We start from the raw sequence: 24483 nt of genomic DNA, 5'->3' as shown, positions 1-24483 counted from the left end.
ACGGTCGCGTCGCCGTCGGGCTCGAAGGTGACCGTGACCAGATGCTACGCGCGGTCGACGGCGAAGAGGTCGGTTCGCGCGATCACGCGGTCGCGCTCGTCAGCAAGCGCGATGCGTCGCGGGTCGGCGATGTAGGCGTCGAGTGCGGACTGGTCGGCGAACCGGTAGACCTGCACCTCGAGCGGATGCCCCATGCTGCCGTCTCCTCGCACGCGTTCGAGCACCTCGCCGCGATGCTCGGGAACGAACGCCAGCACCTGATCCTCATACGCGACGAGCGCGGACTCCTGGCCTGGATGCGCCCAGAGCAGGCAGCAGAGCGTGATCGCGTCATCGGGTTGCGGCGTGGTGGGCACGGCGGTCGGCATGACGAGGATCGTACTCTCGGCGCAGGCTTGACAGAGTTGGGTAACGCATTAGACTAAAGCGTGAAATAACCCCCCGACTCCGGAGTGTTCAATGCCGAACCCCTCACCGCGCCAGCAGACCCGCCTCCATGCGCAGCCGTCGATCAGCGCCGATCGCCTCGTCCTCCTCCCGAGCGACTTCCGGCTCGGCGTCTCAACGGCGGCGTACCAGATCGAGGGTGCAGCACGCGAGGAGGGCCGCGGTCCGAGCATCTGGGACTCATTCGCTCACACTCCCGGCTTGACCGCGAACGGCGACCATGGCGACGTGGCGTGCGACCACTATCACCGGTGGCGTGACGACCTCGACCTCATGGTGGACCTCGGCATCCGCGAGTATCGGCTCTCGGTGTCGTGGTCGCGGCTGCAGCCGAGCGGCCAAGGTGAGCTCAACCCCGAGGCCGTGGTGTTCTACCGGGCCCTGCTCGAGGGGATGCGCGAGCGCGGCATCCGGCCGCTCGTCACGCTCTACCACTGGGACCTGCCGCAGCCGCTCGAGGACGCCGGCGGTTGGCCGGTGCGGGTGACGGCCGAGCGGTTCGCGGACTACGCGGCCCGCACGGTCGGTGCCCTCGGCGACCTCGCCGAAGACTGGATCACGCTGAACGAGCCGTGGTGCTCGGCGTTCCTCGGGTACCACACCGGCGCCCACGCCCCGGGGCGTCGCGACTGGGGGGCGGCGATCGCGGCCGCGCACCACCTCAACCTCGCGCACGGCCTCGCGGTCGCAGTGATCCGCGCCGAACTGCCTGGCGCCCGCGTCGGCATCGCGAACATCGTGACCGACATCCGCCCGCGCACCGACTCGCTCGACGACCTCGCCGCCGCCGAGCGGCTGGATGCCGCCAGCAACCGGGTCTTCCTCGACCCCGTGTACCTCGGCGACTACTCCGAGCAGGTGCGTCGCCTGCTCGGCGCCGACGGGCTCGACGCCGTCATTCGTCCCGGCGATCTCGACGTGATCGCGGCCCCCACCGACTTCGCGGGCATCAACCACTACCAGCGCGTGATCGCCCGGCACGATGATGACGACGCCGGGCCGCTGCGGGTGCGCGAGGAGCCCGCCGAGCCCGCGACCACGTCGTTCGGGTGGTCGGTGATCCCGGCGTCGCTGACCGCAGTGCTCATGCGCGTCTCGCGCGAGTTCACCTCGTTGCCGCTCCTCATCACCGAGAACGGCGCGAGCTACCACGACTACCTCGACCCCGACGGCGACGTCGTGGACCTCGACCGGGTCTCGTACCTCCGCGGCTACCTCGACGCGGTGGTCACTGCCGTCGAACAGGGCGCCGACGTCCGCGGCTACTACGCCTGGTCGTTCCTCGACAACTTCGAGTGGGCCGAGGGCTACGGCAAGCGGTTCGGCATGGTCTTCGTCGACTATGCCACCCAGCGCCGCATCCCGAAGCTCAGCGCCCACTGGTACCGACGGCTCATCAGCGAGCGGATGTCGCAGCTCGAGCCGATCGGCGTGAAGCGCTGAACCCGGGTGAGCCCCCTGCTCGCCCTCGCACCACCCGCACATCACACTGGAGCAAAGGAAGAGGTACCTCAATGAAGAGCTACGCCAAGGCCGCACTCGCGGCCGCGACGGTCGCGGCCCTCGGGCTGGCCGTCAGCGGATGCGCGTCAGACGGCGGCCAGGCCGCCGACGACGGCCCGCTCACCGTCTGGATCATGGGCGACTCCGGCACGAACTTCGAACAACTCGTCGCGCCGTGGGTCGAGGAATCCGGCACCGAGGTCGAGGTCGTCGCCGTGCCGTGGGACGGCATCGACGAGCGACTGACGACCGCCGTGGCATCCGGATCGGGACCCGATGTGCTGCAGGTGGGGCTCTCGAAGCTCCGCACCTTCGCGGACGCCGGGGCACTGCTCGCCCTCGACGACCAGCTCGCCGAGCACCCGGGCCTCGCGGCCGAGAACTTCGCGGCCGGCATCGGCGGCGAGGCGTCGGCCGTCGCCGGCGAGATCGTGAGCATCCCGTGGGTGAGCGACACCCGCGTGCTGTTCACCCGCACCGACGTTCTCGCCGAGAACGGCATCGACGCGCCGCCCACGACCTGGGAGCAGTTGCGCGCCGACGCGAAGACCCTCGCCGCCCGCGGCGAGGGGCAGTACGGCTACTACATCCCGCAGTGGGACAGCCCGCTCCCGGTCGTCATGACCTGGTCGAACGGCGGCGACATCATCGACAGCGACGGCAACGTCGACTTCGACACCCCCGAGTTCAACGAGGCGGTGGACCTGTACACGGGGCTGTACGCCGATGGCAGCGTGCCGACGAACAGCGACTTCGACCAGGCGCAGGGCTTCATCTCGGGCGTCGCGCCGATGCTCATCAGCGGGCCGTACCTCGCGAAGACCATCGCCGACAGCGCTCCTGAGCTCGAGGGCGAGTGGCAGGTGACGACGGTGCCCGAGGGCTCGGCGTCGGCGACGTCGCTCTTCGCCGGGTCGAATCTCGCCGTGTGGCACAACTCGACGCAGGTCGACGCGTCGCTCGACCTCATCGAGTTCCTCTCCGAGCCCGAGACGCAGCTCGAGTGGTACGCCATCAACGGCGAGCTGCCCACCGCGGTCGAGGCGCTCGAGAACGAGGAGTTCCTGAGCGACCCGCTCGTCGCGGTCTACTCCGAGCAGCTCGCGGATGCCCGCATCCTGCCGCTCGTGCCGAACTGGGACGGCGGCGTCGGAGCAGAACTGCTGACCGCGCTCAACTCGATCGTGCTCAACGGTGAGGACCGCGACGCGGCACTCGACAGCCTCTACGCCAAGACCGAGGGCATCTCGATCAACTGACCGGAGCGGGCGCCGCCACCTCGATGCGGCGGCGCCCGCCCGGCCGGGTCATCCGACCACTACCGAACCGACCACCACCGAATCGATCCGAGAGGAGGCGCATGCGCACCCTGAAGCTCACCCCATACGTCTTCGTCACCCCCGCGATGCTGCTGCTCATCGCCTTCGGCGTGCTGCCGCTCGTCGTCGCCCTCGCCGTCAGCTTCACCGACATGGACATCTCGGGGCTCGCGAACTGGGGCAACGTCGGCTTCGCCGGCCTCGAGAACTACGAGCGACTGTTCACGGATCCCGACTTCTGGCAGGCGTTCGGCAACACGTTCTTCTTCGCCGTGATCGGCGTGCCGGCCATCGTCGGCGCCTCGCTCGCGGTGGCGCTGCTGCTTGCGCGCAGCGACAGCCGTTTCTACCGGGCCCTCCGTTCGTTCTACTTCATCCCGGCGATCACCGGCATCGTCGCCATCTCGCTCGTGTGGGCGTACCTCTACAACACCCAGTTCGGCCTCTTCAACTGGCTGCTCTCGCTCGTGGGCGTGCCGCCGGTGCAGTGGCTCTCCGACCCGCTGATCGCGAAGTTCTCGGTCGCGTTCGTCGCGATCTGGCGCGGCACCGGCCTCAACATCATCATCTTCCTCGCCGCCCTCCAGGGGGTGCCGAAGGAGTACACCGAGGCGGCCGCACTCGACGGCGCAAGCACCTGGCGCACCACCCGGTCGATCGTGATCCCGTTGTTGCGGTTCGCGATCTTCTTCGTGACGGTCACGACGATCATCTCGTGGCTGCAGTTCTTCGACGAGCCGTTCGTGCTCACCGACGGCGGACCGCTGGGCGCGACGACGTCGATGTCGATCTTCCTCTACAAGGAGGGCTTCCGCCTGAACCAGTTCGGTTACGCGAGCGCCGGTTCGGTGGTGCTCTTCGTCATCATCGCCCTCATCACGGCGTTGCAGCTTCGATTGAGGAGGCCGGATGTCGAGTACTGACGTGCGATCGGCCGTGTCGCCGCCGCCGCCCGAAGCCTCGCCGGCCCCGATGCGGCAGATCCCCCAACCGCCCCGGCTGCGTCCAACACGGGCCGGGCGCCATCCGGGACGCACCCTCACGATCGTGGTGGGGGCGGCCCTCGCGCTCGGCGCCCTGATCACCGCGTTCCCGCTCATCTGGATGCTGCTCTCCTCCGTGAAGCCGCAGAGCGAGTCGATCGACTACCCGCCGAGGTTGCTGGCCCAGGAGCCGACGTTCGAGTACTACGTGCAGCTCTTCACCGAACTCGACTTCGGCCGGTACCTCGTGAACACGCTCATCGTGGTCGCGATCGGCGCATTCGGGCTGTTCTTCATGGCGATGGCGGGCTACGCGTTCGCGAAGTACGACTTCCGCGGCAAGGGCGGGCTCTTCTTCCTGGTACTCGCCACGATGATGATCCCGGTGCAGGTCACGATGATCCCGACGTACCTCATCCTCAACGGGTTCAAGCTCACCAACACGCTCGTCGGCATCGCGCTGCCGACGCTCGTCAGCGGGTTCGGCATCTTCCTCTTCCGGCAGTTCATGGCGACCATCCCGACCGAGCTGCTCGAGGCGGCACGCCTCGACGGTGCGGGGGAGTTCCGCACGTTCATGACGATCGTGCTGCCGATGTCGAAGCCGATCCTCGCGGTGCAGGCGGTGCTCGCGTTCATCGCCGGGTGGAATAGCTTCCTCTGGCCGCTCATCATCGCGAGCGACCAGAACCTCTACACCCTGTCGGTCGGCCTGGCGCTGCTCAACCAGCAGCTCGCGGTGAACCCGTCGCTGCAGATGGCCGCGGCATCCGTGATGGTCGTGCCGATCCTCATCGTCTTCATCATCTTCCAGCGCTACGTCGTGCAGGGCTTCGCCCTCTCCGGCCTCAAGTGACCACAGAAGGAGCATCAGTGCCGAATTCCCAGACCCACCCGACCGCCCGGACGTTCGCCGCCCGCCCCGCGAGTTTCGACGGGTACGTGCGCCGGGAGGGCGCAGAGCTGGTCGACGGCACTGGCCGTCGGCTCCTGCTTCGCGGCGTGGGTCTCGGCAACTGGCTGCTGCCCGAGGGGTACATGTGGCGGTTCGGGCCCGGAGCCGAGTCGCCCCGCGAGATCGAAGCGCTCGTGGAGCGGCTCGTCGGGGCATCCGGTGCGGAGGCCTTCTGGCGGGAGTTCCGCGACCGGTACGTCACCGAGGGAGACATCGCTGCGATCGCAGCGTTCGGCTTCGATCACGTGCGCCTGCCGATCAATGCCCGGGTCGTGCAGGATGCCGACGGCCGGCCGATCGAGTCAGGCTACGAGCTCATCGACCGCCTCATCGACTGGTGCCGCGCGCACCGGCTCTGGGTCCTGCTCGACCTGCACGGGGCGCCGGGCGGCCAGACCGGCACGAACATCGACGACTCGCCGAACCACCTGCCCGAGCTCTTCATGCACGAGCGCCACCGACGCCACACGATCGAGCTCTGGCAAGAGCTCGCGCGACGGTACCGCGACGAACCCGTCGTGCTCGGCTACGACCTGCTCAACGAACCGCTGCCGAACGAGTGGCAGCACCGCTACGCGGCTGAACTCGCCGCGCTGTACCGCGACCTCACCGCCGCCATCCGCGAGATCGACCCGCATCACCTCGTGATGTACGAGGGATCGCACTGGGCGACCAACTGGAGCATCTTCACCGAGGTGTGGGACGAGAACTCGGCGCTGCAGTTCCACAAGTACTGGTCACCGGCGGATGCCGCGAGCATCGCGCCGTTCCTCGAGGCGCGCGAACGCCTCGGGCTGCCGATCTACATGGGCGAGGGCGGCGAGCACAACCTCGAGTGGCTCTACGCGGCGTTCCGGCTCTACGAAGCCCACGGCATCGGCTGGAACCTCTGGACGTGGAAGAAGGTCGACACGTTGACCTCGCCCGCGTCGATCATCGCGCCCGATCGATGGGACCACGTGGTCGCGAGCATCGCTGGAGACACTCGACTCACCCGCGACGAGGCACGGGTGGTGTTCGATGAGCTGCTCGACGCCATGGCGATCGATCGTTGCGTCCTCCGGCCCGATGTCGTCGCCGCGATCATCGGGGAGCGACCCGACGTCATGCCCGCCTGGGCATACGGGTTCGGCGGCGCCGGCGAGTCCTTCGCCTCGGCGGTCGATCCGTCGGTTCCGAACTTTCGCGAGGGCGACTCCGTCGGGCTGCGATTCGTCACCGACGGCCTCCACCCCGACAACCCGTTCGAGCACCGCCCGGGCACCCCGTTCCATGCCGACGAGCGCATCGTCGTCGATCTCGCGGCCGGGGACTGGCTCGTCTTCGATGTCGGCTCGGAGACGGATGCCGCCGCCTACAGGCCGCTCGGACCGGATCGGGAGCCCGTGCCGGCCACCGTCGAGCGGGTCGAGGGCGGCATCCGGGTGACCGCGGACGCGCCGACGACACTCGCCTGGCTGGTCGCCGATCGCGCCGAATACCCGTTGCTAGCCTTGGACGATCATGAGCATGCCCACTGACGGCGAGCGGCGACAGGGCCGGCAGTCGCTCACGGTCAAGTCGCTGCGGGCGCAGAACCGTTCGGCTGCGCTGGCGCACCTCATCACGGCCGGCAGCGCAACTCGCGCGGAGATCGCTGCGGTGAACGGCTTGTCGTCGGCGTCGGCGACGAACATCGTGGGCGACCTCATCGCCGAGGGCCTCGTCGCTGAGACCGGCCTGCTCGCCTCGCAGGGCGGACGCCCGACCTCGTTGCTCGAGCCGGTCCCCGACGGCGCGTACTTCATCGGCGCCGACGTGGGCGAGCGAGGCGTCGCCGTCGAGCTGTTCGACCTCACCATGAGCCGCGTCGACCGCGAGTTCCGCGGCGGCCGCAGCGAGGAGTCGCCCGATGCGATCGGGCACGACCTCACCGACGCCGTCGAAGCCCTTCGCCGGCGCAACCTCGGCCGTTGGCCGAGAGTGGTCGGCGTGGGCCTCGGACTTCCGGGCATCGTCGAGACCGATGCATCCGGCGCACAGACCCTCTACGCGGAGAGTCTCGGCTGGCCGCCGGTGCCGGTGCGCCCCCTGCTCGACCATGACCTCCCGATCATCGCCGAGAACGGCGCGAAGACGCAGGCCAAGGCCGAGCAGTGGTTCGGCGCCGCGCGCGGCGTCGATCACGCGGTCGTGGCGCTGCTCGGACGCGGGGTCGGCCTGGGCGTCATCGCCGACGGCGAGGTCTATCGCGGGCACGCGAGCAGCGCGTCGGAGTGGGGCCACGTCTCGCTCGATCGCAGCGGCCCGGTGTGCCGTTGCGGTCGGCGCGGATGCGTCGAGGCATTCCTCGGCGCACAGGCGATCCTCGATCGGTGGGCCGGGCTCGGCGGTGCATTCGAGGGCTCGGGTTGGGGTGCGCTCGGCGAGCTCCTCGACGCCGCCGAAGCCGGGGATGGCGTGGCTCGCCAGGTCGTCGATGAGGTGGTCGCGAACCTCGGCGTCGCCCTCGGCGGTCTCGTGAACCTCTACAACCCCGAGCGGGTGATCATCGGCGGATGGGTCGGGATGCGACTGATGGAGCGGCTCGCCGAGCGCATCGAGACCGCCGCGAGGGCCGCTGCCCTGCGTCGCCCCGCCGAGCAGTTCTCATTGCTGCCGTGCACGTTCGGCGGCGACACGGTCGCGATCGGCGCTGCCGTCATGCCGCTCGAGTCGCTGGTTTCGGCGCCGCTGGTGGAGCAGAGCCGCGCAGCGCGGTCGGCTGGGTGAACTGCAGGGGTGTTCCCCCGAGCGGGGTTCGCCCCCTAGGGTCGACGTGACGCGACTCGGGGGATGTCGGGGTAATCCGTCGCCGCGAGGGAGGAAGACAGATGACCGCAACCGCAAGCGCGTACGGCGTGCACTCCGAGGTGGGGGTGCTCCGGAAGGTGCTCGTGTGCGCACCGGGCCTCGCGCACCGACGCCTGACGCCGACGAACTCGGATTCGCTCCTGTTCGACGACGTCATGTGGGTGGAGAGCGCCCAGCGCGATCACGCCGCCTTCGTGGCCGACCTGCGTGAGAACGGCGTCGACGTCGTCGAGCTCCATGAGCTGCTCGCACAGACCGTCGCGATCCCCGAGGCGCGCGACTGGCTGCTCGACCGCAAGATCACGCCGAACGAGGTCGGTTTCGGCCTGGTCGAGGACACGCGCGCGTACCTCGAATCGCTCCAACCCCTCGAGCTCGCGGAATTCCTCATCGGTGGCCTCGCCACGAGCGACCTGCCTGACGACTTCGGGAGCGGCCACCTCTCGCTGGCGCACGAATCCACCGGCGTGCAGGAGTACCTGATGCCGCCGCTTCCGAACACGCTCTACACGCGGGACACCACCTGCTGGCTCTACGGAGGCGTGACGCTGAATCCGCTGTACTGGCCGGCCCGTCACGATGAGACGCTCCTGATGAAGGCCGTGTACGAGTTCCATCCCGACTTCGTGGGCAGCACCGTCTGGTGGGGCGACCCCGAAATGCAGTGGGGGCAGGCGACGTTCGAGGGCGGAGACATCATGCCGGTCGGCAACGGTGTGGTGCTCATGGGCATGAGCGAGCGCACCTCACGGCAGGCCATCACCCAGGTCGCGGCCGCATTGTTCGAGCGGGGAGCCGCCGAGCGGGTCATCATCGCCGGCATGCCGAAGCTTCGCGCCGCCATGCACCTCGACACCGTGTTCACGTTCGCCGACCGTGACATCGTCACGGTCTTCCCGAAGATCATGGACGACGTGCACACCTTCACGTTGCGGCCGTCCGGTGGCGCGGGCATCGAGCTCACGGACGAGGGCAGCCGGGCCTTCGTCGACGTCGTCGCGGAAAGCCTCGGCCTGCCGAAGCTCCACGTCGTGGCGACCGCCGGCGACGTCTACGCCTCGGAGCGCCAGCAGTGGGACTCGGGCAACAACGCCGTCGCGTTGCGTCCGGGCGTCGTGTACACCTACGACCGCAACACGCAGACCAACGACCTGCTGCGCAAGGCCGGCATCGAGGTCATTCCGATCGTGGGTGCGGAGCTCGGGCGCGGGCGCGGCGGTGGGCACTGCATGACGTGCCCGATCATCAGGGACCCCGTCGAGTACTAGCCCAGCGGATGCCGCTCGCGCGCCGATCAGCGCAGGTGATGCCGATCGGCCCAGCCGGCGATCGCGGCCGCGATCTCGTCGGGCCGGTCCTCCTGCGCGTGGTGGCCGGCGAGGCCGCCGTCCACGATCTCGAGCGATGCGATCGTGCGCGCGCACCACTCGGCGACCTGTGGGCTGATGAGCAGCGTCGGTGAGCCCTGGAAGGTCAGCAGGAGCTTGGGCACCGGGCCGCTCGTCGCGAGCCACCGATCGTACGCCTCGATGCGCTCCACGACCTCGCCGGGCTCGCCCCCGAGGGGCATCTGCCGTGCCCACGCGAGCACCGGAACACGGCTCTCGGGCGTCGGGAACGGTGCGAGGTAGGCCTCGAGTTCGGATGCCCCGACCGGCGTCAGCACGCCGCCGGTGAACGCCTGGCGGATGAACGCGTCGGACGTGAGCACGCGCTCCTCGCCGACGCCGGGCGTGCGTACCGACTCCGACCGTGCTCTGGCCTGCGGCGAGAGGTCGCTCCACTCCATGGGCTTCACGATGCTCTCGAAGAACGCGACGCCGAGCACGCGGTCGGGATGCCGAGCCGCCCAGTCGAAGGCGAGCGCTCCGCCCCAGTCGTGGCCCACGAGCACGGCGCGTTCGACGCCGACTGCGTCGAACCACGCGTCGAGGTAGCGCGCGTGGTCGGCGAAGCGGTAGTCGGTGTCGGGCTTGCCAGATCGGCCCATGCCGATGAGGTCGGGCGCGAGCACGTGCCCCTCGCCGACGCCTTGGATCACGTTGCGCCACTGGTGCGACGAGCCCGGGTTGCCGTGCAGGAACACGAATGTCGTGCCTTCGCCCGATTCCTCGAAGTGCATGGTCGAGTCGAGTACGTCGATGATCGGCATGGGTTCTCCTCAGTCGGAATCATTGGTGCTGCCAACGATATGCAATACCGTTGGCCGTGTCAACGATCTGCTAGATTCGGGGCCATGCAGGAGGAACTCGCCTCGCGCTTCGCCCACCGACCCAGCTGGCGGCTGTCGGCCGTCGCGCAGCGTTCGCACCAGCTGCTCGCGGTGGCATTGGCCGAGCGGGGTCGGCGCGGCTACGACTATCGCGTGCTCGCCGCGCTCGAGGAGTTCGGCGAGCTGCACCAGGCCGCGATCGGCCGCCACGCCGGCCTCGACCCGAGCGACGTGACGCAGGCCGTGCGTGACCTCGAGGCATCCGGGGATCTCACCAGGAGGCCGAGCAGCGACGATCGACGGCGGATGGTGATCGCGATCACGTCCGCCGGACGGCGCACACTCCGCGAACTGGATGCGGCGCTCGACGAGGCGCAGGCGGTGCTCCTCGCACCGCTCGGTACGGCGCAGCGCGAGGAGTTCCTGTGGTGCCTCGAGGTGTTGTCGAAGGCGCGAGTCACGTGATACCACCGTGATACCAGCTCGGGTAGGCTGGGTCTTGGTGCAAAGACCGATCGACCCTGATGGGAGGAGGCCCTCATGGCGATGACGCTTCGACTCGACGAGGAGCACGACCGACTGCTCGAGGCGCTCGCAGCCAGGTTCGGCCGTTCGAAGACCGAGGTCGTCGAGATCGCGCTCGACGAGCTCGCGGTGCGAGCCGACAAGTCCGCACGCACCCGCGCCGCCTTCGACCGCGTGCGTGCGCGCGACGCCGCGCTGCTCGAGCGACTAGCCCGTTGACGGAATATCTCGACCCCGAGGACGTGGAAGCCCTTCTCGATGAGGAGGGCTTCCACTACAAGGACGGCACCCGTGGCCGGAACCTGTTGCTGTCGGCGCTCGCTGCGCCGATGCCGGTGTTCGGTGAGGAGGTGCATCCGACGCTCGAGGACAAGGCGGCAGCACTCATGCGCGTGGAGAACCGCGACCACGCCCTCGCCGACGGGAACAAGCGTCTGTCGTGGTTCGTCACGGTGGCCTTCCTCGAACTCAACGGCGCCGACCTCGTTGCCGATGACATCGAGGCGACGGCCGCGTTCATTGAGTCGGTCGCCGCCGGCGACGTCGGCCACACCGCCCTCGCCGAGTGGATTCGCGAGCGGATGCGGCCACTTCAGGAGCATCCGCCACGACATCCGGGGTGACGTCGAGGGCGCGGGTACCTGCCTCTCAGATCGTGCGGCAGCTGTGCCGGCGACGGCCTCACGATGAAGCTCGCGGTGAACCTCTACCTGAACTCCATGCTCGCCGCGCTCGCCGAGGCCGTGCACTTCGCCGACGGGGGCGGCCTCGACCTCGAGGCGTTCCGACACGCCATCGACTCGGGCCAGCTCGCATCCGACCTCACGCGAGTGAAGATCCCGAAGCTCATCGGGCGCGACTTCGCGGTGCAGGCGGCGACCTCCGACGCATACACGAGCACACGCCTCATCGCCGACGAGGCCCGCGCGGTCGGCGTCGCGACGCCGATGCTCGACCTCTCGAGCGAGCTCTACCGCGAGAGCCTCGCCCTCGCCAACGACCGCGAGGACATGGTCGCGGTCATCGAGGCGATCGAGGCGCGGACGCGCTCGGCGAGCGAGGTCACTGCAGTTCGGTGACAGGTGCCGCCGGTTCGGCCATCCGGCGTGCTAGGAGGCGCGGCGCATCGAGGGGCGACCGAACTCCGCGCCGGCCCGCCGTGCGGCGTCATGCGCCGCGACCCGCCCGGGCTCGGCGTCGGCAACCGCGAGGTTCGGCCGGAAGGTGATCGACGAGACATCCGTGATGCCCGCCCAGTTGAGCCAGTCCTCAAAGTACGGCCGCTGGAAGTCGCTCCCGAACGCCGGCGGCCGGCCCTCGCCGAAGACCGCGCTCGTGTACACGACCGCGGCGCGGCGGCTCCCGAGCAGCCCGGTGTATCCGATCTCGGGATCGAAGTCGAACACCATGCCGGGCTGGCTGACCACGTCGATGAACTGCTTGGCGATGAAGGGGATGCCGGCGTTCCACATGGGCAGGCTGAACAGGTAGAGGTCGGCGGCGGCGAACCGCTCGAACGCGAGGCGGGCACGGTGCCACGCCGTATCCTCTGGACCAACGGGCTCCTCGCCGGCGAAGACGCGCATCTTGGCGCCTGCGCCGTCTGGGCCGAATGTGGGCAGGGTGCCGTCCCAGAGATCCCACTCGTCGACGGATGCCGCGGGATTCGCCGCCCGGAAGGCGTCGATGAAGGTGCGCGCGATCGCGAGCGATTCGGATGCCTCGCCACGAGGTGAGGCGGAGAGGTGCAGCAGTGTCGTGGTCATGGTGCTCCCTTTCTTGCGTGCAGACGCACATACATTGATGAGGCGATGACCATAGCATGTACGTGCGCACGCACACAATTCGTGAGAGACTCCCGGCATGCCGAATGACGCCGCACGCACCAGTGACGCCGAACGCACCTGGGAGGCAGTGTTGCGCCTGCACGCCGCGTTGCTGCCCCGACTCGACCGCGTCGTCGCCCGAGACAGCGGCATGCCGCTCACGTGGTACGACGTGCTGCTCGAGTTGCGCGATGGGGGCGGGCGACTGACGATGGGGGAGCTCGGCGAGCGGGTCGTGCTCAGCCGCACCCGCGTCAGCCGGCTCGTCGACGAGCTCGCGGCCGCGGGCCTCGTGGCCCGGGAGCCGAACCCCCACGACGGGCGGTCGGCGTTCGCCGTGCTCACCGGTGATGGACGGCGACGGTTCCTCGCCGCTGCCCGCGTATACGTGCCGGCGATCGAACGCGAGTTCGCGGCGGTGGATCCCGGTCGGCTCGAAGAACTGGCTGACGGGCTCGAGATGGTGCTCGGTGCGGTGGCGCCTGATGCGGTCATTCACGATCGGCGTGGAGGGGGTTCGCCGCGAGGGCGGTGACTCCGGCGCGGCCCGTGTGTGACGTCATACGCCGAAGCCGCCTTCCCTCGAGAGCGCGACGGGTGCTATCGTCCGTGTTGACGTCAACATGTTGACGTCAACATTCGGAGCTCGGCTCGCAACGACGCGGAGGCATGCATGTTCGGCAGCGGTGACGGACGCACTCGGTTCCTGGTGGGGGCTGGGGTGATCGCACTGCTCTCTGCAGTGCTCGTGCCCGCGGGGGCGGCGAACGCCGACGTTCCCAGCACCGATACCCCACCGGTCTACGATGCGTACCCGGCCGTCACCGACCCGGGGCTCACCGCGTCCGGCTACTTCCAGCCGTACTGGTACGACACCGACGGCCGGCACATCCAGGCGCACGGCGGCCAGGTCGTCTCCGCCGCCGAACTCGGCGTCGACGAGGCGGCCATGATCACCGCCACGGAAGGGGGCGCACCGATCTACTACTGGTACGGCGAGGACCGCTCCAACGGGTACTACAACAGCCCCGGCGTCTCGGTCTACCGGTCGACCGACACGCTCAACTGGACCAACGAAGGCGTCGCCATGCGCTCCGTCACCAGCAAGGAGGAGCTCCAGGGCGAGTACTTCGATGCGCTCTACGACACGGTCGACGACGCCGGCGCGCCGATCACGGCCACCATCGACAAGCTCTTCTATTACCTCAACGTCAGCCAGTTCGAGGCCGACGGCACGACGCCCCGCATCCAGGCGATCTTCGAACGGCCGAAGGTGCTCTACAACGCCCAGACCCAGAAGTGGGTCATGTGGTGGCACGCCGACGGCAGCACGTCGCCCGGCGGCAGCAACTACGCACGATCGCTCGCGGCGGTCGCGACATCCGACAGCCCGAACGGGCCCTTCGCACTGCAGGGCGCCTTCCGCCTCTACAACGAGACCACGTACAGGACCGCCTGCAGCCAGAACAGCGCGGTGCCTGGCGGCGCTCGTGACATGACGGTGTTCCAGGACACGGACGGGAGCGCGTACATCGTCTACTCCTCCGAGGAGAACCGGTCGCTCTACATCTCGAAGCTCGACAGCGAGTACACCAACGTCGAGAAGACCACGACCGTCGACCCCACCGGCATCCAGTACTCCGTCGACGGCCGATACCCGCAGATCTTCGCCGACGGCGCGGCGGGCTCGCCGCAGAACCACCTCGACTACGCGATCGTGAAGCGATGCGGCCTGCTCGAGGCACCTGCGCTGTTCGTGCACGACGGGCGCTACTACCTCGTCGCCTCCGGAGCGACCGGCTGGCGACCAAACCCGCAGACGTACTACACCGCCGACAGCGTGCTCGGCACGTGGATCCGAGGCGTGGAGGCCGGCGACCCGTACGAGAACGTCGCCTACGACACGATTCCCCAGGGCGGCGACGGCCTGCTCTCGGTCGGCGACGCGCGCAAGACCACCTTCGGATCGCAGAGCACCAACGTGCTCACGCTCGACGCGGCGAAGGGCCAGTACATCTACATGGGTGACCGGTGGAACTCCGGCGCGGCCGACTCCACCTACGTCTGGCTTCCCATGACGATCGGCGAGAACGGCCGGCTCGAGATGCGCAACCCGACCGCAGAGTCGTCGAAGTGGGCCGAAGGTTGGGATGCCTCCTACTGGGACGACAAAGGCGCCGGCCGGTACCTCTGGAGCGTCACCGACGCCGGCCTGCCCGCGACCGTGCAAACCAACCAGGACCTCACCGACGTGCTGCCGTCGACCGTGCAGGTGAGCGCGAACGACACCGTGACGGATGTCGCGGTGCAGTGGAACCGCACCGTGTTCACGACGCCCGGTGCGCAGCAGATCGTCGGCACGCTCGCCGCGAGCGACGGCTTCACCGCCGGTCGCACCTTCACGCGCACCCTCCAGGTCGAGGGGCATGGGCTGTTCAACGTCGCCACCGGAGCGACCGCCGGGGCATCGAGCCGCCCGACCCTCGCAGCGACCACGAACGACGGCGTCGTCGCGAAGGGCTGGGACGACTGGGTCGCGGGCGGCAAGTACCCGCTCGCGAGCTGGCTGAGCTACACCTGGGCCGAGCCGCGCACGCTCGATCACGTCGTCGTGCACACCTACAAGGACGGCTCGACCGCGACCTGGCCGTCGAAGATCGCGGTGCAGTACCGCGACGCGGCGGGCGCGTGGGTGAGTGCCGGGGTCGAGGCATCCGTCGCGCAGGATGCCTCGGGCGCCGCGCCGGTCGTCGAGCTCGACGTCTCGTCGCTGCCGCCGACCACCGCGATGCGACTCGACCTCACGACAACGACCTCGACGTGGCAGTCGATCGCGGAGGTCGAGATCTTCGGCTACGGGGCCAGCGCGGCGACGAAGCTCAGCGACCTGCAGATCGACGGCGTGACCGTCGGCGGGTTCTCGCCCGAAACCTGGAGCTACTCCGTCGTCGCGAGTCAGTCTGCCGGCCGCACGGTCACCGCCACCGCGGTCGACGCGGCGGCGCGCGTGACCGTCTCGCCGGCTACCGCATCGACGCCGTTCGCGCACGTCACGGTGGAAGCGCTCGAAGGAAACGACGTGGTGGCCGCGCAGACCTACCGCGTCGCGTTCGTGGCCCCCAGCACGGATGCCACGCTGGCATCCATCACGGTCGACGGTGTGCCGCTCGCCGGCTTCGACCCCACCGTCGCGCAGTACGACGACCTGCAGCTGCTGCCCGGCGCGACGCCGACGGTCACGGCGACGGCGGCCGACTCCAAGGCGAGCGTGCAGGTCGGGGCCTACGATGCCGATGCGAAGTCCGTCTCGATCACGGTGACCGCCGAGGACACCGCCGTGACCAAGCAGTACGTGCTGGCGTTCGTCGTCGACCCGCGATCGTGGGATGCCTCGCTCAGCGGCCTCACCGTGAACGGCGCCGCCGTGCCGGGCTTCAGCCCCGACGTGCTCGCCTACACCGTCGACACCGGAGCGTGGGGGAGCGCCCCGAGCGTCGCCGCGACCGCCACGAACGCTGCCGCGACCGTGGCGACGAGCACCGACCTGGCCCATGCCACGGTGACCGTGACCGCCGAGAACCCCGGTGTCACGCGCACGTACACGGTGACGTTCACCGCAACATCGTGCGCGAACCAGACCGTGCAGGCGCCGTGGTCGTCGGCCGCGTGGGGCACCGAGACCAACGCGTCGTTCTGCGACGGCGACGGGGCATCCTTCAGGATCTCCGACGCCAACGACGGCGCCTGGACGACGAAGGACAACCTGAGCGTCATCTTCCAACCCGAAGTGCTCGCGGTCGGCGACACCATCGAGACCTACGTGCCGTCGGTCGAGAAGGGGAACAACTCGGATCCGAGGACGGGCCTCATCGTGCGGAACGACCTCTCGCGTGCAGGGAAGGCCAGCGCCAAGGCCTACGCGCTCGTCGTGCTCAGCCCCGCAGGCGGCTACCTGCAGTACGACTCCAACAACAACGGATACATCGACACCCAGACCACCGGCGTGCCGGCCGCGACCTGGCCCGCGTACGTCAAGCTCGAATACACGAGCAGCACCAGCATGACGGGCTACTTCCGCAAGGCGCCCACCGACCCCTGGACGAAGCTCGCCTCCGTCCCGCTCGCCAGCGCGACCGCGAAGCTCGACGCGGGCATCTTCGCCGCCGGGAACAACAACCGCGGTGCATCCGTCGCCACACTGCTCGACACGCGCTTCTCCTTCGACGTGGCCTCGGTGGAGCCGGTGGCGGTGGAGACCGAAGCGGGGACCGCCCCGCAGCTGCCGGCCGAGGTGGATGTCACGCTCGTGAGCGGTGCGGGCGAGGCCCGCGCCGTCGAGTGGGAGCCCATCGATCCGTCGGCGTTCGCCGAGGCGGGCACCTTCACGGTGGGCGGGTCGATCGCCGGCACCGAGGCGCAGGCGACGGCGACGGTGACCGTCGTGCCGAAGCCGATCACGGTGATCTCGGTCGAGCCTGTCGCGGTGGGAACCGAAGCGGGTCAGGCGCCTGCGCTGCCGGCCTCGGTGACCGTCGCGCTGAGCGACGGAACGACCGAGACCCGCGGGGTGACCTGGCCGTTCGTCGATCCGTCGGCGTACGCCGAGCCCGGCACGTTCACCGTGGACGGCGTCGTCGAGGGAACCGAGCTCACCGCCACCGCGACGGTCACCGTGAGCCCCCCGGCCGACGGGGCCGCCGCACCGCCCGCGAAGGCCGTGCTCTCGTCGGACAATGGCTGGGACACCGGGCTGCTCGACGGCGACTTCCGAATCACGATGAACCTGTGGTGGGGGCAGAACGCCACGTCGTTCCGGCTGTACGAGAACGGCGAGCTCGTCTCGACGACCGCACTCACGTCGGCCACGCCCGAGGCGCAGACCGCCTCCGTCCACATCTCCGGACTGCCGAACGGCATCTACCAGTACGTCGGAGTGCTCGCGAACTCGAAGGGCGAGACGCGGACGGAATCCCTCACCGTCGTCGTGAAGGACGCCAATCCCGGAATGCCCAGGCTCTCGCATGACAACCGGGACAGGAACGGCGACTATGTCGTCACGGCGAACATGTGGTGGGGCACGAATGCGACGTCATACCGCTTCCTGGAAGACGGAGTCGTGGTGGCCGAGGGTGGACTCGTGGCTGCGAGTCCCGAGGCGCAGCGCGCGGAACTCGCGGTGACGGGTGCGTCGAAGGGCTCGCATGGGTATGTCGTCGAGTTCCGGAACGCGGCGGGGGTCACCGTCAGCGAGCCGATCACCGTGACGGTGAAGTAGACGGCGTTGCCGCGGCATCCGCTCGCTCGCTCTCAGCTTCATCGCCCGCGGAGGGCGAGCGTAGTTCGAGGTCGAGGTCGCGGTGGCGACGGCGCAGCTCGCCCAGGTTTCGGTACGAGGCCATCTCGGCCATCCAGGACATGCGAGGCTCCTTCGTTCGCGGTTGACGGCCGGGTCAGACGACGACGACGCCCTTGCCGCCGACCGCGTTCTGCTCGAGGTCGTGGTGCGCCTGGACGATCTCGTCGAGCCGGTAGGTGCGGCCCACGGGGACGACGGCATGGCCCGCGGCGACGGCGTCGAGGAAGCCCTGGAGCGTTTCGGGAGCGAGGTCGGCGGCCCCACCGGAGTAGGCGGTGAGGCGCACGCCGTTCGGGAGCCAGTCCATCGGGTAGAACTCGTGGATCGTCCACTCGTCGGAGAGCATGCCGGTGAAGCAGACGGTGCCGCCTGCGCGCGTCGCCCGAAGGGTGTCGCGCATCACGTTCACGCCGACCAGCTCGACGGCGCCGTCGACGCCGCCGGGCACGAGCTCGCGCACTCGCGCTGCGATCTTGCCGTCGTCGATGACCACGTGGTCGACGCCGAGTCGCTCGAGTGCTGCGGCCTTCTCTGGTCGACGCGTGGTGGAGATCACGGTCATGCCGCGGAGCTTGGCGAGCACCGCCAGCGCCATGCCGACCGACGACGTGCCGCCGCGGATGAGGAGCGTCTGGCCGGCGGTCGCCTGCAGCCCCACGTCGAGCGAGCCGGATGCGGTCTGCAGCATCTCGGGCACCGCGCCGAGGGTCGCCCAGGGGAGGTCGCTGTGGAACGGGATGACCTGGCGAACAGGAACGGTCACGAACTCCGCGTAGCCGCCGTCGAACTCGCGGCCCATGCCGCCCATCATCGTCGCGACCTGGGTGCCGACGGGGAACTCGCCGCCCGGTGCCGCCTCGACGATCCCGGTGGCTTCGATCCCCGGAATCCGGGGGAAGCTGCCCGAGTACGCGAGGCCCTGCCGGAAGTGCAGCTCCGATCGGTTGAGGCCGAACGCCTTCACGCGGATCAGGACCTGACCCGGGGCCGGCTCGGGGATCGGCACCGTGCGGAGCTGGAGCACCTCGGGCGCGCCGGGCGCGTCGACGACCACGGCGCGCATCGTCCCGGTCATGCAGTCACCCCCGCGCCGGCTGCGATCTCGAGATGACTGCGGAGTTGCTGCAGCTTCGCCGTCAGGCGGGCGAGCCCGCCGTCGCCGTGGCGGGCAGGCAGGCTGGCGTGCAGCGCCGCCTCGAACGTCGTCGACGCGGCGTCGTGCACACGGCGTCCCTCGGCAGTCAACGCGATCAGCGAGGAACGACGGTCGTTCGGGTTCGGCTGGCGCCGTGCGGTGCCGTCGTGCTCGAGCCGGTCGACGAGCTTGCTCGCCGCGCCGATCGTGATGTGCAGGTCGCCTGCGACATCCTGCACGCGACCATCGCCGCCGCGCTCGTACAGCACCCGAAGGGCTTGGAAGCGGCCCAGCGCAAGTCCATGGGTCTCCTGCAGGGCCGTGTCGACGGCATTCCAGAGGTCGATCTCGTACCGCACCACGGCGTCGAAGAAGTCGGTTGCATCGCTCATGCTCTGATGCAACTGGATTCCGCGGAATTATATTCCGTGGAATCTAGATGTGCTCGAGTCCACCTCGAGGTGCGCGTCATTACTCGGGCTGGTTGCCCGCGGCGCCGTTGATCGTGAAGGGCGTCGTGACGCCCTCGTACATGACATGGGTGACGAGGCCGTCGACCGCGTGGGAGAGGGTGTGGCAGTGGTCGCTCCAGATGCCCGGGTTGTCGGCGACGAAGGCGATCTCGTAGGACTCGCCCGGTCGCACATCGAGCGAGTCGACCCACCACGGGCTTCCGGATGCCGCGACGCCGTCGCGTGAGAGCACCACGACGTGGTGGCCGTGCAGGTGCATCGGATGCACGTCGCCCGTGTCGTTGACGATGCGCATCCGCACCACATCGCCCTCGGCCACGTGGAACATCGGCACGTCGGGGAACATGCGCCCGTTGATCGTCCAGAAGTTGCCCGGGCGGCCGTCGATGATGCCGAATCGGCGACCGATCACGTAGTCGTACGTGCGGTCGGCCGACGCGGGGTCGAAGCCCAGCGGTGCCGGCGCGCCGTAGGCGAGCAGGTCGAGCGTCTCCGACGGCTGCGGTGACGGCGGAGCGGTCGCGTCCGGGTCGCCGATGAGGATGCTGCGGGCGCCGCCGACGTGCAGGCGCACGGTGCCGTGCTCCGGCGCGCGCACCGCGACATCCGCGCGGCCCCCAGCGGGCATGAGCACCCGCTGCCCCTCGACCTCGGACGGCTGGTTCACGTCATGGCCGTCGGTCGCGACCACGCGGAAGGGTCCGTCCGACCACACGGCCGCCGTGCCCTGGTCGGTGTTGACGACGCGCACCCGCACGGTCGAGCCGGGCTCGGCCGCCACGTGCTCGTCCTTCGCCCGCCCGTTCAGCGTGTGCTGGCCGCCGTAGAGGTGCAGCATCGCGACGACGTCGACGTCGGAGGTGCCATCGGCCGGCGACGCCGGCTGCCCGGCCGGCTCGATGACGACCGCTCCGAGCAGTCCGCGCTCGACCTGCTCGTGCGACACCTGGTGCGAGTGGTACCAGTACGTCCCGGCATCCGTGGCCTCGAACCGGTAGGTGAAGCGGCCGCCGACGGGCACCGCGTCCTGCGTGATGCCGGCGACGCCGTCGGCCGCGTTCGGCACGTCGATGCCGTGCCAGTGCAGCGTCGCGCCATCCGTCACCGACTCGTTCACGAACTCGACCTCGACGAGGTCGCCCTGCCGCGCGCGGATCTCTGGCCCGGGCGACGTGCCGTTCACGGTGTAGCCCTCGATCGGTCGGCCGCCGGGCACGTCGATGGTCTCCTGTCGGGCCACGAGCTCGACGTGCACGTCGGCCGGCCGGTCGGCCTCCGCCGTCAGCGCCGTGACACTGACCTCGCCGGACCCGCCGACGGTGCCGGACGCCACGGATGTCTCGGATGCCCCGGCCTCGTGCCCGCCGTGGTCGGCGTGGCCGTCGCCCATGTCCATGACCGAGTACTCGCCGAGCAGCGTGGAGCTCCACGCGAGCGTGCCGGCCCCGACCGCGGTGATCACCGCGGTGCCGATCACGGCCCGCCTGAAGAGCTCACGCCGCGACGGCATCCGAGGTCGCCTCCTCGACGCGGGTTCGCGCCATCCGCCCGACGCGCAGGGCGGCGATCACCGAAGCGGCGAGCACGGCCAGCGCGTTGGCACCGTGGATGAGGCCGATGTACGGCACGTCGGTGATCGCGTACCCGAGCGTGGCCTGGAGCGCGACGAGTCCGAGCACGATCGCCGCCCACAACCGGGCGCCGCGCGCCCGCACGAAGAACGAGACGACGAGCAGCGCGACCGCGGCGAGCGGGATGACGACCCCGCCGCCGATCTCGTGGATCCAGAAGCCGAGCTGGCCGGTGAACCCCGACTGGTCGCTCTCGATGAGGGCCTTGTCGACCACGCCGCCCTCCTGCACGTGGTTCAGCACGCCCCCGAAGGCGAACCCGATCGACGCGGCCTGTACGACGACGCCGCCGGCGATCACCCAGGCGATCACCGAGTAGATCCTGCGCATGATGTCACTCCCTGTTCGTGCGGCGGCCGTCCGCGGCATCCGCTCGCACCTCACCCTCGTCGGAGACATCCATCGCCGGAAGGCGGTGAACCCGACTCCGGGTGGGGGCGGGCCGTACACTGCATGGGGGTCAGCCGCCAAGGGACATCGAGGAAGGCCCTCTCCCGTGAACGGCCCGGCAGGAGGACGATGGGACTGTGGTGGTCCGCAGGTGGGGTTGGCTCGCAACGCTGGGCGTGATCGGCACGGCCTCGCTGGTCTACATCGTCGTGGTGCTCGGGTTCATCGAGGCGGGCGCGGATCATGGGCTCGGCTGGCCGCTGCTCGGCGTGCTGCCGCTGTTCGTGTTCGGCATGTGGCTCCTCACGGTGTCGTCGTCGCGAATCGCCCTGCTCATCGCCCTGGCCGCCACCGCGATGCTCGTCGGTTCGGCGTATGAGACGTTCGTGCAGCGGAACCCGGAGATGCTGCAACAACCGTGGTTCCCGCTCGTCAACCTGGTCGGGCTGACGGCTGACGCTTCGGCGACCTCGGCGCTGCTGATCGTCTTCGCGACCTTCCCGACCGGTTCGGTCGAGCGGCGATGGCAGCGGGTCGCCGTCGCGTTCCTCTGGACTCCGGCGCTCGTGGGACCGCTGACCCTGCTCACGACAGCGCACGTCGTCATGCCGCCCTACACCGGCACCACCGGCGACGCGATCCCGAATCCGTTCGTGGTGCCCTGGCTGGAGTGGGCGGCCCCCGCGGTGTACTACCTCGTGTATCAGCCGTGGCCGGCCATGGTCCTCGGGGTCGGAGTGCTCGGCTTCCGCGCCCTCTTCGGGGAGGCCGAGGTCCGTGCCCGAACCCGGGTCATGGCGATCACGGTCGGCGCGGCCATTACGGCGTTCGCGCTGTGGACGTTCCTGCCGGGCAACCGGCTCGCGGAGGTCGGTGTCTACGCGACACTCATCGCGTTGCCGGCTGCCGCGATTCACGGGATCCTCCGCTACGGCGCGTTCGACATCGCACCGGGCGACAGGAGCCGCCTCGTCGCACGCTCGTCGAGCCTGCTCATCACGGTCGTCTACGCGATCGGCGTCGCCACGCCCGCGGTGCTGCTCTCCGATCGGCTCGCGGTCCTCCCGGCGGTGCTCATCACCACCCTGCTCGCCGTCTGCCTGCTGCCGGTCCGGGCGTGGATGCAGCGATGGATCCACCGCGCCCTCTTCGGCGACCGCGACCGCCAGCTCACCATGCTCAGCGAGCTCGGCGCGCGGCTGGAGCAGGCCGTCGAGCCGCGCGACCTGCTCATGCGGCTGGCCGAGGCGGTGCAGGACGGCCTCGACGCGTCGTGGGTGCGGATCCGGCTGGCCACGACGGACGGCACGCTCGCCGAGTCACCAGCGGGGGTCTCAGGGGAGCCGGCCGGCGAGGCGGTCGAATCCATCGACCTCGTGCGCGGCGAGGAGACGCTCGGGCGGATCGACGTCGGTCCGCGGCACCGCGGCGAGTACAGCGACGCCGAGCGCACGCTGCTTCGCACGTTCGCGGGCCAGGCAGGGGCATCCGTCGCCAACGTGCGACTGACCGCGCAACTCGCCGAGCAGCTCGACGAGCTGACCGCGTCGCGGGAGCGGCTGGTCGCCGCGCAGGACGATGAGCGCAAGCGGCTCGAGCGCGACCTGCACGACGGGATCCAGCAGAACGTGGTGGCGCAGATCGCTGGGCTGCGACTCGCCCGCAACCGGCTGCAGCGGGGTCAGCTCACGGCCGAGGAGCTGGTCGAGCTGCAGGACCAGGCCCGCGAGACGCTCACCGACCTGCGGGAGCTGGCCCGCGGCATCCACCCACCCGTGCTGAGCGACAACGGGCTCGTCGCCGCCGTCGAGTCGGGGGTGGCGCGCTTCCCGATTCCGCTGACCGTCGAGGCGGATGCCGCCGTGCGGGCCGAGCGGTTCCCCGACGACGTCGAGACGACGGCGTACTACGTGGTACGCGAGGCGCTCGCGAACACCGCGAAGCACGCACACGCGACACATGCGTCGGTGGGGCTCGCACGCAACGACGGGCGCCTTCGCATCGCGATCAGCGACGACGGATGCGGCATCGGCACGCTCGCGCCGGCGTCGGCGACGCGCGGGGGTCTCGCAAACATCCGCGACCGGGTCGCCGCCTTGCGGGGCACGGTGAACGTGACGGCCAACGAGCCCACCGGCACGATCGTGCGTGTCGAGCTGCCCGTCGATCGCCCGGTCGATCGCCCCGCCGATCGTGAGGGGGAGCCCGTTGGCTGAGCCGGACGTCCTCCGCGTCGTGATCGCCGAGGACAACTACCTCGTGCGCGAGGGGGTGCGTCGCCTGCTGGAGGACTCCGGCGAGGTCGACGTCGTCGCGGGCACGGGCAACGCGACCGAGCTGCTCGACGCCGTGCGGCGGCTCTCCCCGCACGCGGTGCTGACCGACATCCGGATGCCGCCCGGCCATCACATGGAGGGCATCGAGGCGGCCCGCGCGATACGCACGACGCACCCCGACACGGGCGTGGTGGTGCTGTCGCAGCACGCGGACGAGAGTTACGCGCTCGCACTCTTCGCCGAAGGCTCGGCGGGCCTCGGCTACCTGTTGAAGGACCGCGTCGGCGACCTCGAGGACCTCGTCCACGCGCTCCGCGAGGTGCGGGCCGGCGGCTCGGTCATCGACCCGCAGATCGTCGACAAGCTCGTGCGCCGCCGCAGCGCAGGTGCGGCGAGCCCGCTCGCGGCGTTGTCGCCGCGGGAGCTCGATGTGCTCCGCGAGATGGCGCAGGGCAAGACGAACGCCGGCATCGAGCAGTCGCTCTTCCTGTCGTCGTCCACGGTCGAGAAACACGTGAACGCGATCTTCACCAAGCTCCGGCTGCCTGAGACCGGCGTGCACCGTCGCGTCGCGGCGGTGCTCGCGTTCCTGCAGAACGACGCTGGGTCGTAATCGGTCG

The 24483-nt window shown here is 69.6% G+C and carries 22 protein-coding genes; 15 read left to right on the top strand and 7 right to left on the bottom strand.

The window, feature by feature from the left end:
* Positions 1 to 44: 44 nt before the first annotated feature.
* Positions 45 to 368, bottom strand: coding sequence for a hypothetical protein (locus ASG80_RS05445; RefSeq protein WP_056729144.1), 324 nt, complete (start codon positions 366 to 368; stop codon positions 45 to 47).
* A 91-nt stretch (positions 369 to 459) separates the two neighbouring features.
* Between ASG80_RS05445 and ASG80_RS05440 the strand changes: the two genes are divergently transcribed.
* The 7 genes from ASG80_RS05440 (at position 460) to ASG80_RS05410 (ending at position 9307) form a co-directional block, all read left to right on the top strand.
* Positions 460 to 1890: a GH1 family beta-glucosidase gene (locus ASG80_RS05440; RefSeq protein WP_082589780.1), complete on the top strand. Its 1431-nt coding sequence runs from the start codon at positions 460 to 462 to the stop codon at positions 1888 to 1890.
* Positions 1891 to 1961: 71 nt separating this feature from the next.
* On the top strand, positions 1962 to 3209 hold the full coding sequence (locus ASG80_RS05435) for an extracellular solute-binding protein (protein WP_056729143.1): 1248 nt from the start codon (positions 1962 to 1964) through the stop codon (positions 3207 to 3209).
* 101 nt (positions 3210 to 3310) lie between these two features.
* The gene (locus ASG80_RS05430; protein WP_056729142.1) at positions 3311 to 4192 is read left to right on the top strand and encodes a carbohydrate ABC transporter permease; all 882 of its coding nucleotides are present in this window, start codon (positions 3311 to 3313) and stop codon (positions 4190 to 4192) included.
* Positions 4179 to 5108, top strand: a complete 930-nt coding sequence (locus tag ASG80_RS05425; RefSeq protein ID WP_056729141.1) for a carbohydrate ABC transporter permease — start codon at positions 4179 to 4181, stop codon at positions 5106 to 5108. The genes ASG80_RS05430 and ASG80_RS05425 overlap by 14 nt, the downstream gene beginning before the upstream one ends.
* Positions 5109 to 5125: 17 nt before the next feature.
* Entirely contained in the window at positions 5126 to 6727 is a 1602-nt protein-coding gene (locus ASG80_RS05420) for a glycoside hydrolase family 5 protein (RefSeq protein ID WP_056729140.1), read from the top strand.
* Positions 6711 to 7958: an ROK family transcriptional regulator gene (locus tag ASG80_RS05415; RefSeq protein ID WP_056729139.1), complete on the top strand. Its 1248-nt coding sequence runs from the start codon at positions 6711 to 6713 to the stop codon at positions 7956 to 7958. Before ASG80_RS05420 ends, ASG80_RS05415 begins: the two co-directional genes overlap by 17 nt.
* 101 nt (positions 7959 to 8059) lie before the next feature.
* Positions 8060 to 9307 (top strand): arginine deiminase, encoded by a 1248-nt coding sequence (locus ASG80_RS05410; protein ID WP_056729138.1) that lies wholly within the window; start codon positions 8060 to 8062, stop codon positions 9305 to 9307.
* Positions 9308 to 9333: 26 nt separating this feature from the next.
* Here ASG80_RS05410 and ASG80_RS05405 read toward each other — a convergent pair whose 3' ends face one another.
* The gene (locus tag ASG80_RS05405; RefSeq protein ID WP_056729137.1) at positions 9334 to 10191 is read right to left on the bottom strand and encodes a haloalkane dehalogenase; all 858 of its coding nucleotides are present in this window, start codon (positions 10189 to 10191) and stop codon (positions 9334 to 9336) included.
* Positions 10192 to 10275: 84 nt separating this feature from the next.
* Here ASG80_RS05405 and ASG80_RS05400 point away from each other — a divergent pair, with 84 nt between their 5' ends.
* From ASG80_RS05400 to ASG80_RS05385, 4 genes are all read left to right on the top strand, one after another.
* A complete protein-coding gene (locus ASG80_RS05400) occupies positions 10276 to 10716 on the top strand; it encodes a MarR family winged helix-turn-helix transcriptional regulator (RefSeq protein WP_056729136.1) in 441 nt (146 codons plus the stop codon).
* 75 nt (positions 10717 to 10791) lie between these two features.
* A complete protein-coding gene (locus tag ASG80_RS05395) occupies positions 10792 to 10995 on the top strand; it encodes a ribbon-helix-helix protein, CopG family (protein WP_056729135.1) in 204 nt (67 codons plus the stop codon).
* Positions 10992 to 11399 (top strand): type II toxin-antitoxin system death-on-curing family toxin, encoded by a 408-nt coding sequence (locus tag ASG80_RS05390; protein WP_056729134.1) that lies wholly within the window; start codon positions 10992 to 10994, stop codon positions 11397 to 11399. The genes ASG80_RS05395 and ASG80_RS05390 overlap by 4 nt, the downstream gene beginning before the upstream one ends.
* A gap of 18 nt (positions 11400 to 11417) precedes the next feature.
* Positions 11418 to 11855 carry an NAD-binding protein gene (locus ASG80_RS05385; protein ID WP_255355577.1) on the top strand — a complete coding sequence of 146 codons (438 nt, stop codon included), beginning with the start codon at positions 11418 to 11420 and terminating at the stop codon, positions 11853 to 11855.
* A gap of 30 nt (positions 11856 to 11885) precedes the next feature.
* Here the strand turns inward: ASG80_RS05385 and ASG80_RS05380 are convergent, their stop codons facing one another.
* Complete coding sequence (locus ASG80_RS05380) at positions 11886 to 12542, bottom strand: FMN-dependent NADH-azoreductase (protein ID WP_056729132.1); 657 nt, start codon at positions 12540 to 12542, stop codon at positions 11886 to 11888.
* A gap of 97 nt (positions 12543 to 12639) precedes the next feature.
* Between ASG80_RS05380 and ASG80_RS05375 the strand changes: the two genes are divergently transcribed.
* Positions 12640 to 13137 (top strand): MarR family winged helix-turn-helix transcriptional regulator, encoded by a 498-nt coding sequence (locus ASG80_RS05375; RefSeq protein ID WP_056729131.1) that lies wholly within the window; start codon positions 12640 to 12642, stop codon positions 13135 to 13137.
* Positions 13138 to 13275: 138 nt separating this feature from the next.
* Positions 13276 to 17877, top strand: a complete 4602-nt coding sequence (locus ASG80_RS05370; protein ID WP_056729130.1) for an Ig-like domain-containing protein — start codon at positions 13276 to 13278, stop codon at positions 17875 to 17877.
* Between the two features lie 175 nt (positions 17878 to 18052).
* On the opposite strand, the gene ASG80_RS05365 is transcribed toward ASG80_RS05370, so the two are convergent.
* From ASG80_RS05365 to ASG80_RS05350, 4 genes are all read right to left on the bottom strand, one after another.
* Positions 18053 to 19033, bottom strand: coding sequence for a zinc-binding alcohol dehydrogenase family protein (locus tag ASG80_RS05365; RefSeq protein ID WP_056729129.1), 981 nt, complete (start codon positions 19031 to 19033; stop codon positions 18053 to 18055).
* Positions 19030 to 19485: a MarR family winged helix-turn-helix transcriptional regulator gene (locus ASG80_RS05360; protein WP_056729128.1), complete on the bottom strand. Its 456-nt coding sequence runs from the start codon at positions 19483 to 19485 to the stop codon at positions 19030 to 19032. The genes ASG80_RS05365 and ASG80_RS05360 overlap by 4 nt, the downstream gene beginning before the upstream one ends.
* A gap of 79 nt (positions 19486 to 19564) precedes the next feature.
* Complete coding sequence (locus ASG80_RS05355) at positions 19565 to 21076, bottom strand: multicopper oxidase family protein (RefSeq protein WP_082589779.1); 1512 nt, start codon at positions 21074 to 21076, stop codon at positions 19565 to 19567.
* Entirely contained in the window at positions 21060 to 21527 is a 468-nt protein-coding gene (locus ASG80_RS05350) for a hypothetical protein (protein WP_056729127.1), read from the bottom strand. Before ASG80_RS05350 ends, ASG80_RS05355 begins: the two co-directional genes overlap by 17 nt.
* Positions 21528 to 21724: 197 nt before the next feature.
* Between ASG80_RS05350 and ASG80_RS05345 the strand changes: the two genes are divergently transcribed.
* Complete coding sequence (locus tag ASG80_RS05345) at positions 21725 to 23803, top strand: sensor histidine kinase (RefSeq protein ID WP_056729126.1); 2079 nt, start codon at positions 21725 to 21727, stop codon at positions 23801 to 23803.
* On the top strand, positions 23796 to 24476 hold the full coding sequence (locus tag ASG80_RS05340) for a response regulator transcription factor (protein WP_056729198.1): 681 nt from the start codon (positions 23796 to 23798) through the stop codon (positions 24474 to 24476). Before ASG80_RS05345 ends, ASG80_RS05340 begins: the two co-directional genes overlap by 8 nt.
* The last annotated feature ends 7 nt before the right edge of the window (positions 24477 to 24483 follow it).

This window comes from Agromyces sp. Soil535 (assembly GCF_001428255.1).
Classification (GTDB): Bacteria; Actinomycetota; Actinomycetes; order Actinomycetales; family Microbacteriaceae; genus Agromyces.
The sequence above is the reverse complement of the archived record's forward strand: the minus strand, read 5'-3'. Positions and strand labels throughout refer to the sequence as shown.

What these genes read in the sequence shown, in the direction of transcription:
- ASG80_RS05355 (WP_082589779.1), bottom strand. Translation starts at nt 21,076, where the DNA reads ATGCCGTCGCGGCGTGAGCTCTTCAGGCGGGCCGTGATCGGCACCGCG.
- ASG80_RS05435 (WP_056729143.1), top strand. Translation starts at nt 1,962, where the DNA reads ATGAAGAGCTACGCCAAGGCCGCACTCGCGGCCGCGACGGTCGCGGCC.
- ASG80_RS05400 (WP_056729136.1), top strand. Translation starts at nt 10,276, where the DNA reads ATGCAGGAGGAACTCGCCTCGCGCTTCGCCCACCGACCCAGCTGGCGG.
- ASG80_RS05430 (WP_056729142.1), top strand. Translation starts at nt 3,311, where the DNA reads ATGCGCACCCTGAAGCTCACCCCATACGTCTTCGTCACCCCCGCGATG.
- ASG80_RS05380 (WP_056729132.1), bottom strand. Translation starts at nt 12,542, where the DNA reads ATGACCACGACACTGCTGCACCTCTCCGCCTCACCTCGTGGCGAGGCA.
- ASG80_RS05425 (WP_056729141.1), top strand. Translation starts at nt 4,179, where the DNA reads ATGTCGAGTACTGACGTGCGATCGGCCGTGTCGCCGCCGCCGCCCGAA.
- ASG80_RS05395 (WP_056729135.1), top strand. Translation starts at nt 10,792, where the DNA reads ATGGCGATGACGCTTCGACTCGACGAGGAGCACGACCGACTGCTCGAG.
- ASG80_RS05440 (WP_082589780.1), top strand. Translation starts at nt 460, where the DNA reads ATGCCGAACCCCTCACCGCGCCAGCAGACCCGCCTCCATGCGCAGCCG.
- ASG80_RS05410 (WP_056729138.1), top strand. Translation starts at nt 8,060, where the DNA reads ATGACCGCAACCGCAAGCGCGTACGGCGTGCACTCCGAGGTGGGGGTG.
- ASG80_RS05405 (WP_056729137.1), bottom strand. Translation starts at nt 10,191, where the DNA reads ATGCCGATCATCGACGTACTCGACTCGACCATGCACTTCGAGGAATCG.
- ASG80_RS05445 (WP_056729144.1), bottom strand. Translation starts at nt 368, where the DNA reads ATGCCGACCGCCGTGCCCACCACGCCGCAACCCGATGACGCGATCACG.
- ASG80_RS05360 (WP_056729128.1), bottom strand. Translation starts at nt 19,485, where the DNA reads ATGAGCGATGCAACCGACTTCTTCGACGCCGTGGTGCGGTACGAGATC.
- ASG80_RS05365 (WP_056729129.1), bottom strand. Translation starts at nt 19,033, where the DNA reads ATGACCGGGACGATGCGCGCCGTGGTCGTCGACGCGCCCGGCGCGCCC.
- ASG80_RS05350 (WP_056729127.1), bottom strand. Translation starts at nt 21,527, where the DNA reads ATGCGCAGGATCTACTCGGTGATCGCCTGGGTGATCGCCGGCGGCGTC.
- ASG80_RS05370 (WP_056729130.1), top strand. Translation starts at nt 13,276, where the DNA reads ATGTTCGGCAGCGGTGACGGACGCACTCGGTTCCTGGTGGGGGCTGGG.
- ASG80_RS05375 (WP_056729131.1), top strand. Translation starts at nt 12,640, where the DNA reads ATGCCGAATGACGCCGCACGCACCAGTGACGCCGAACGCACCTGGGAG.
- ASG80_RS05415 (WP_056729139.1), top strand. Translation starts at nt 6,711, where the DNA reads ATGAGCATGCCCACTGACGGCGAGCGGCGACAGGGCCGGCAGTCGCTC.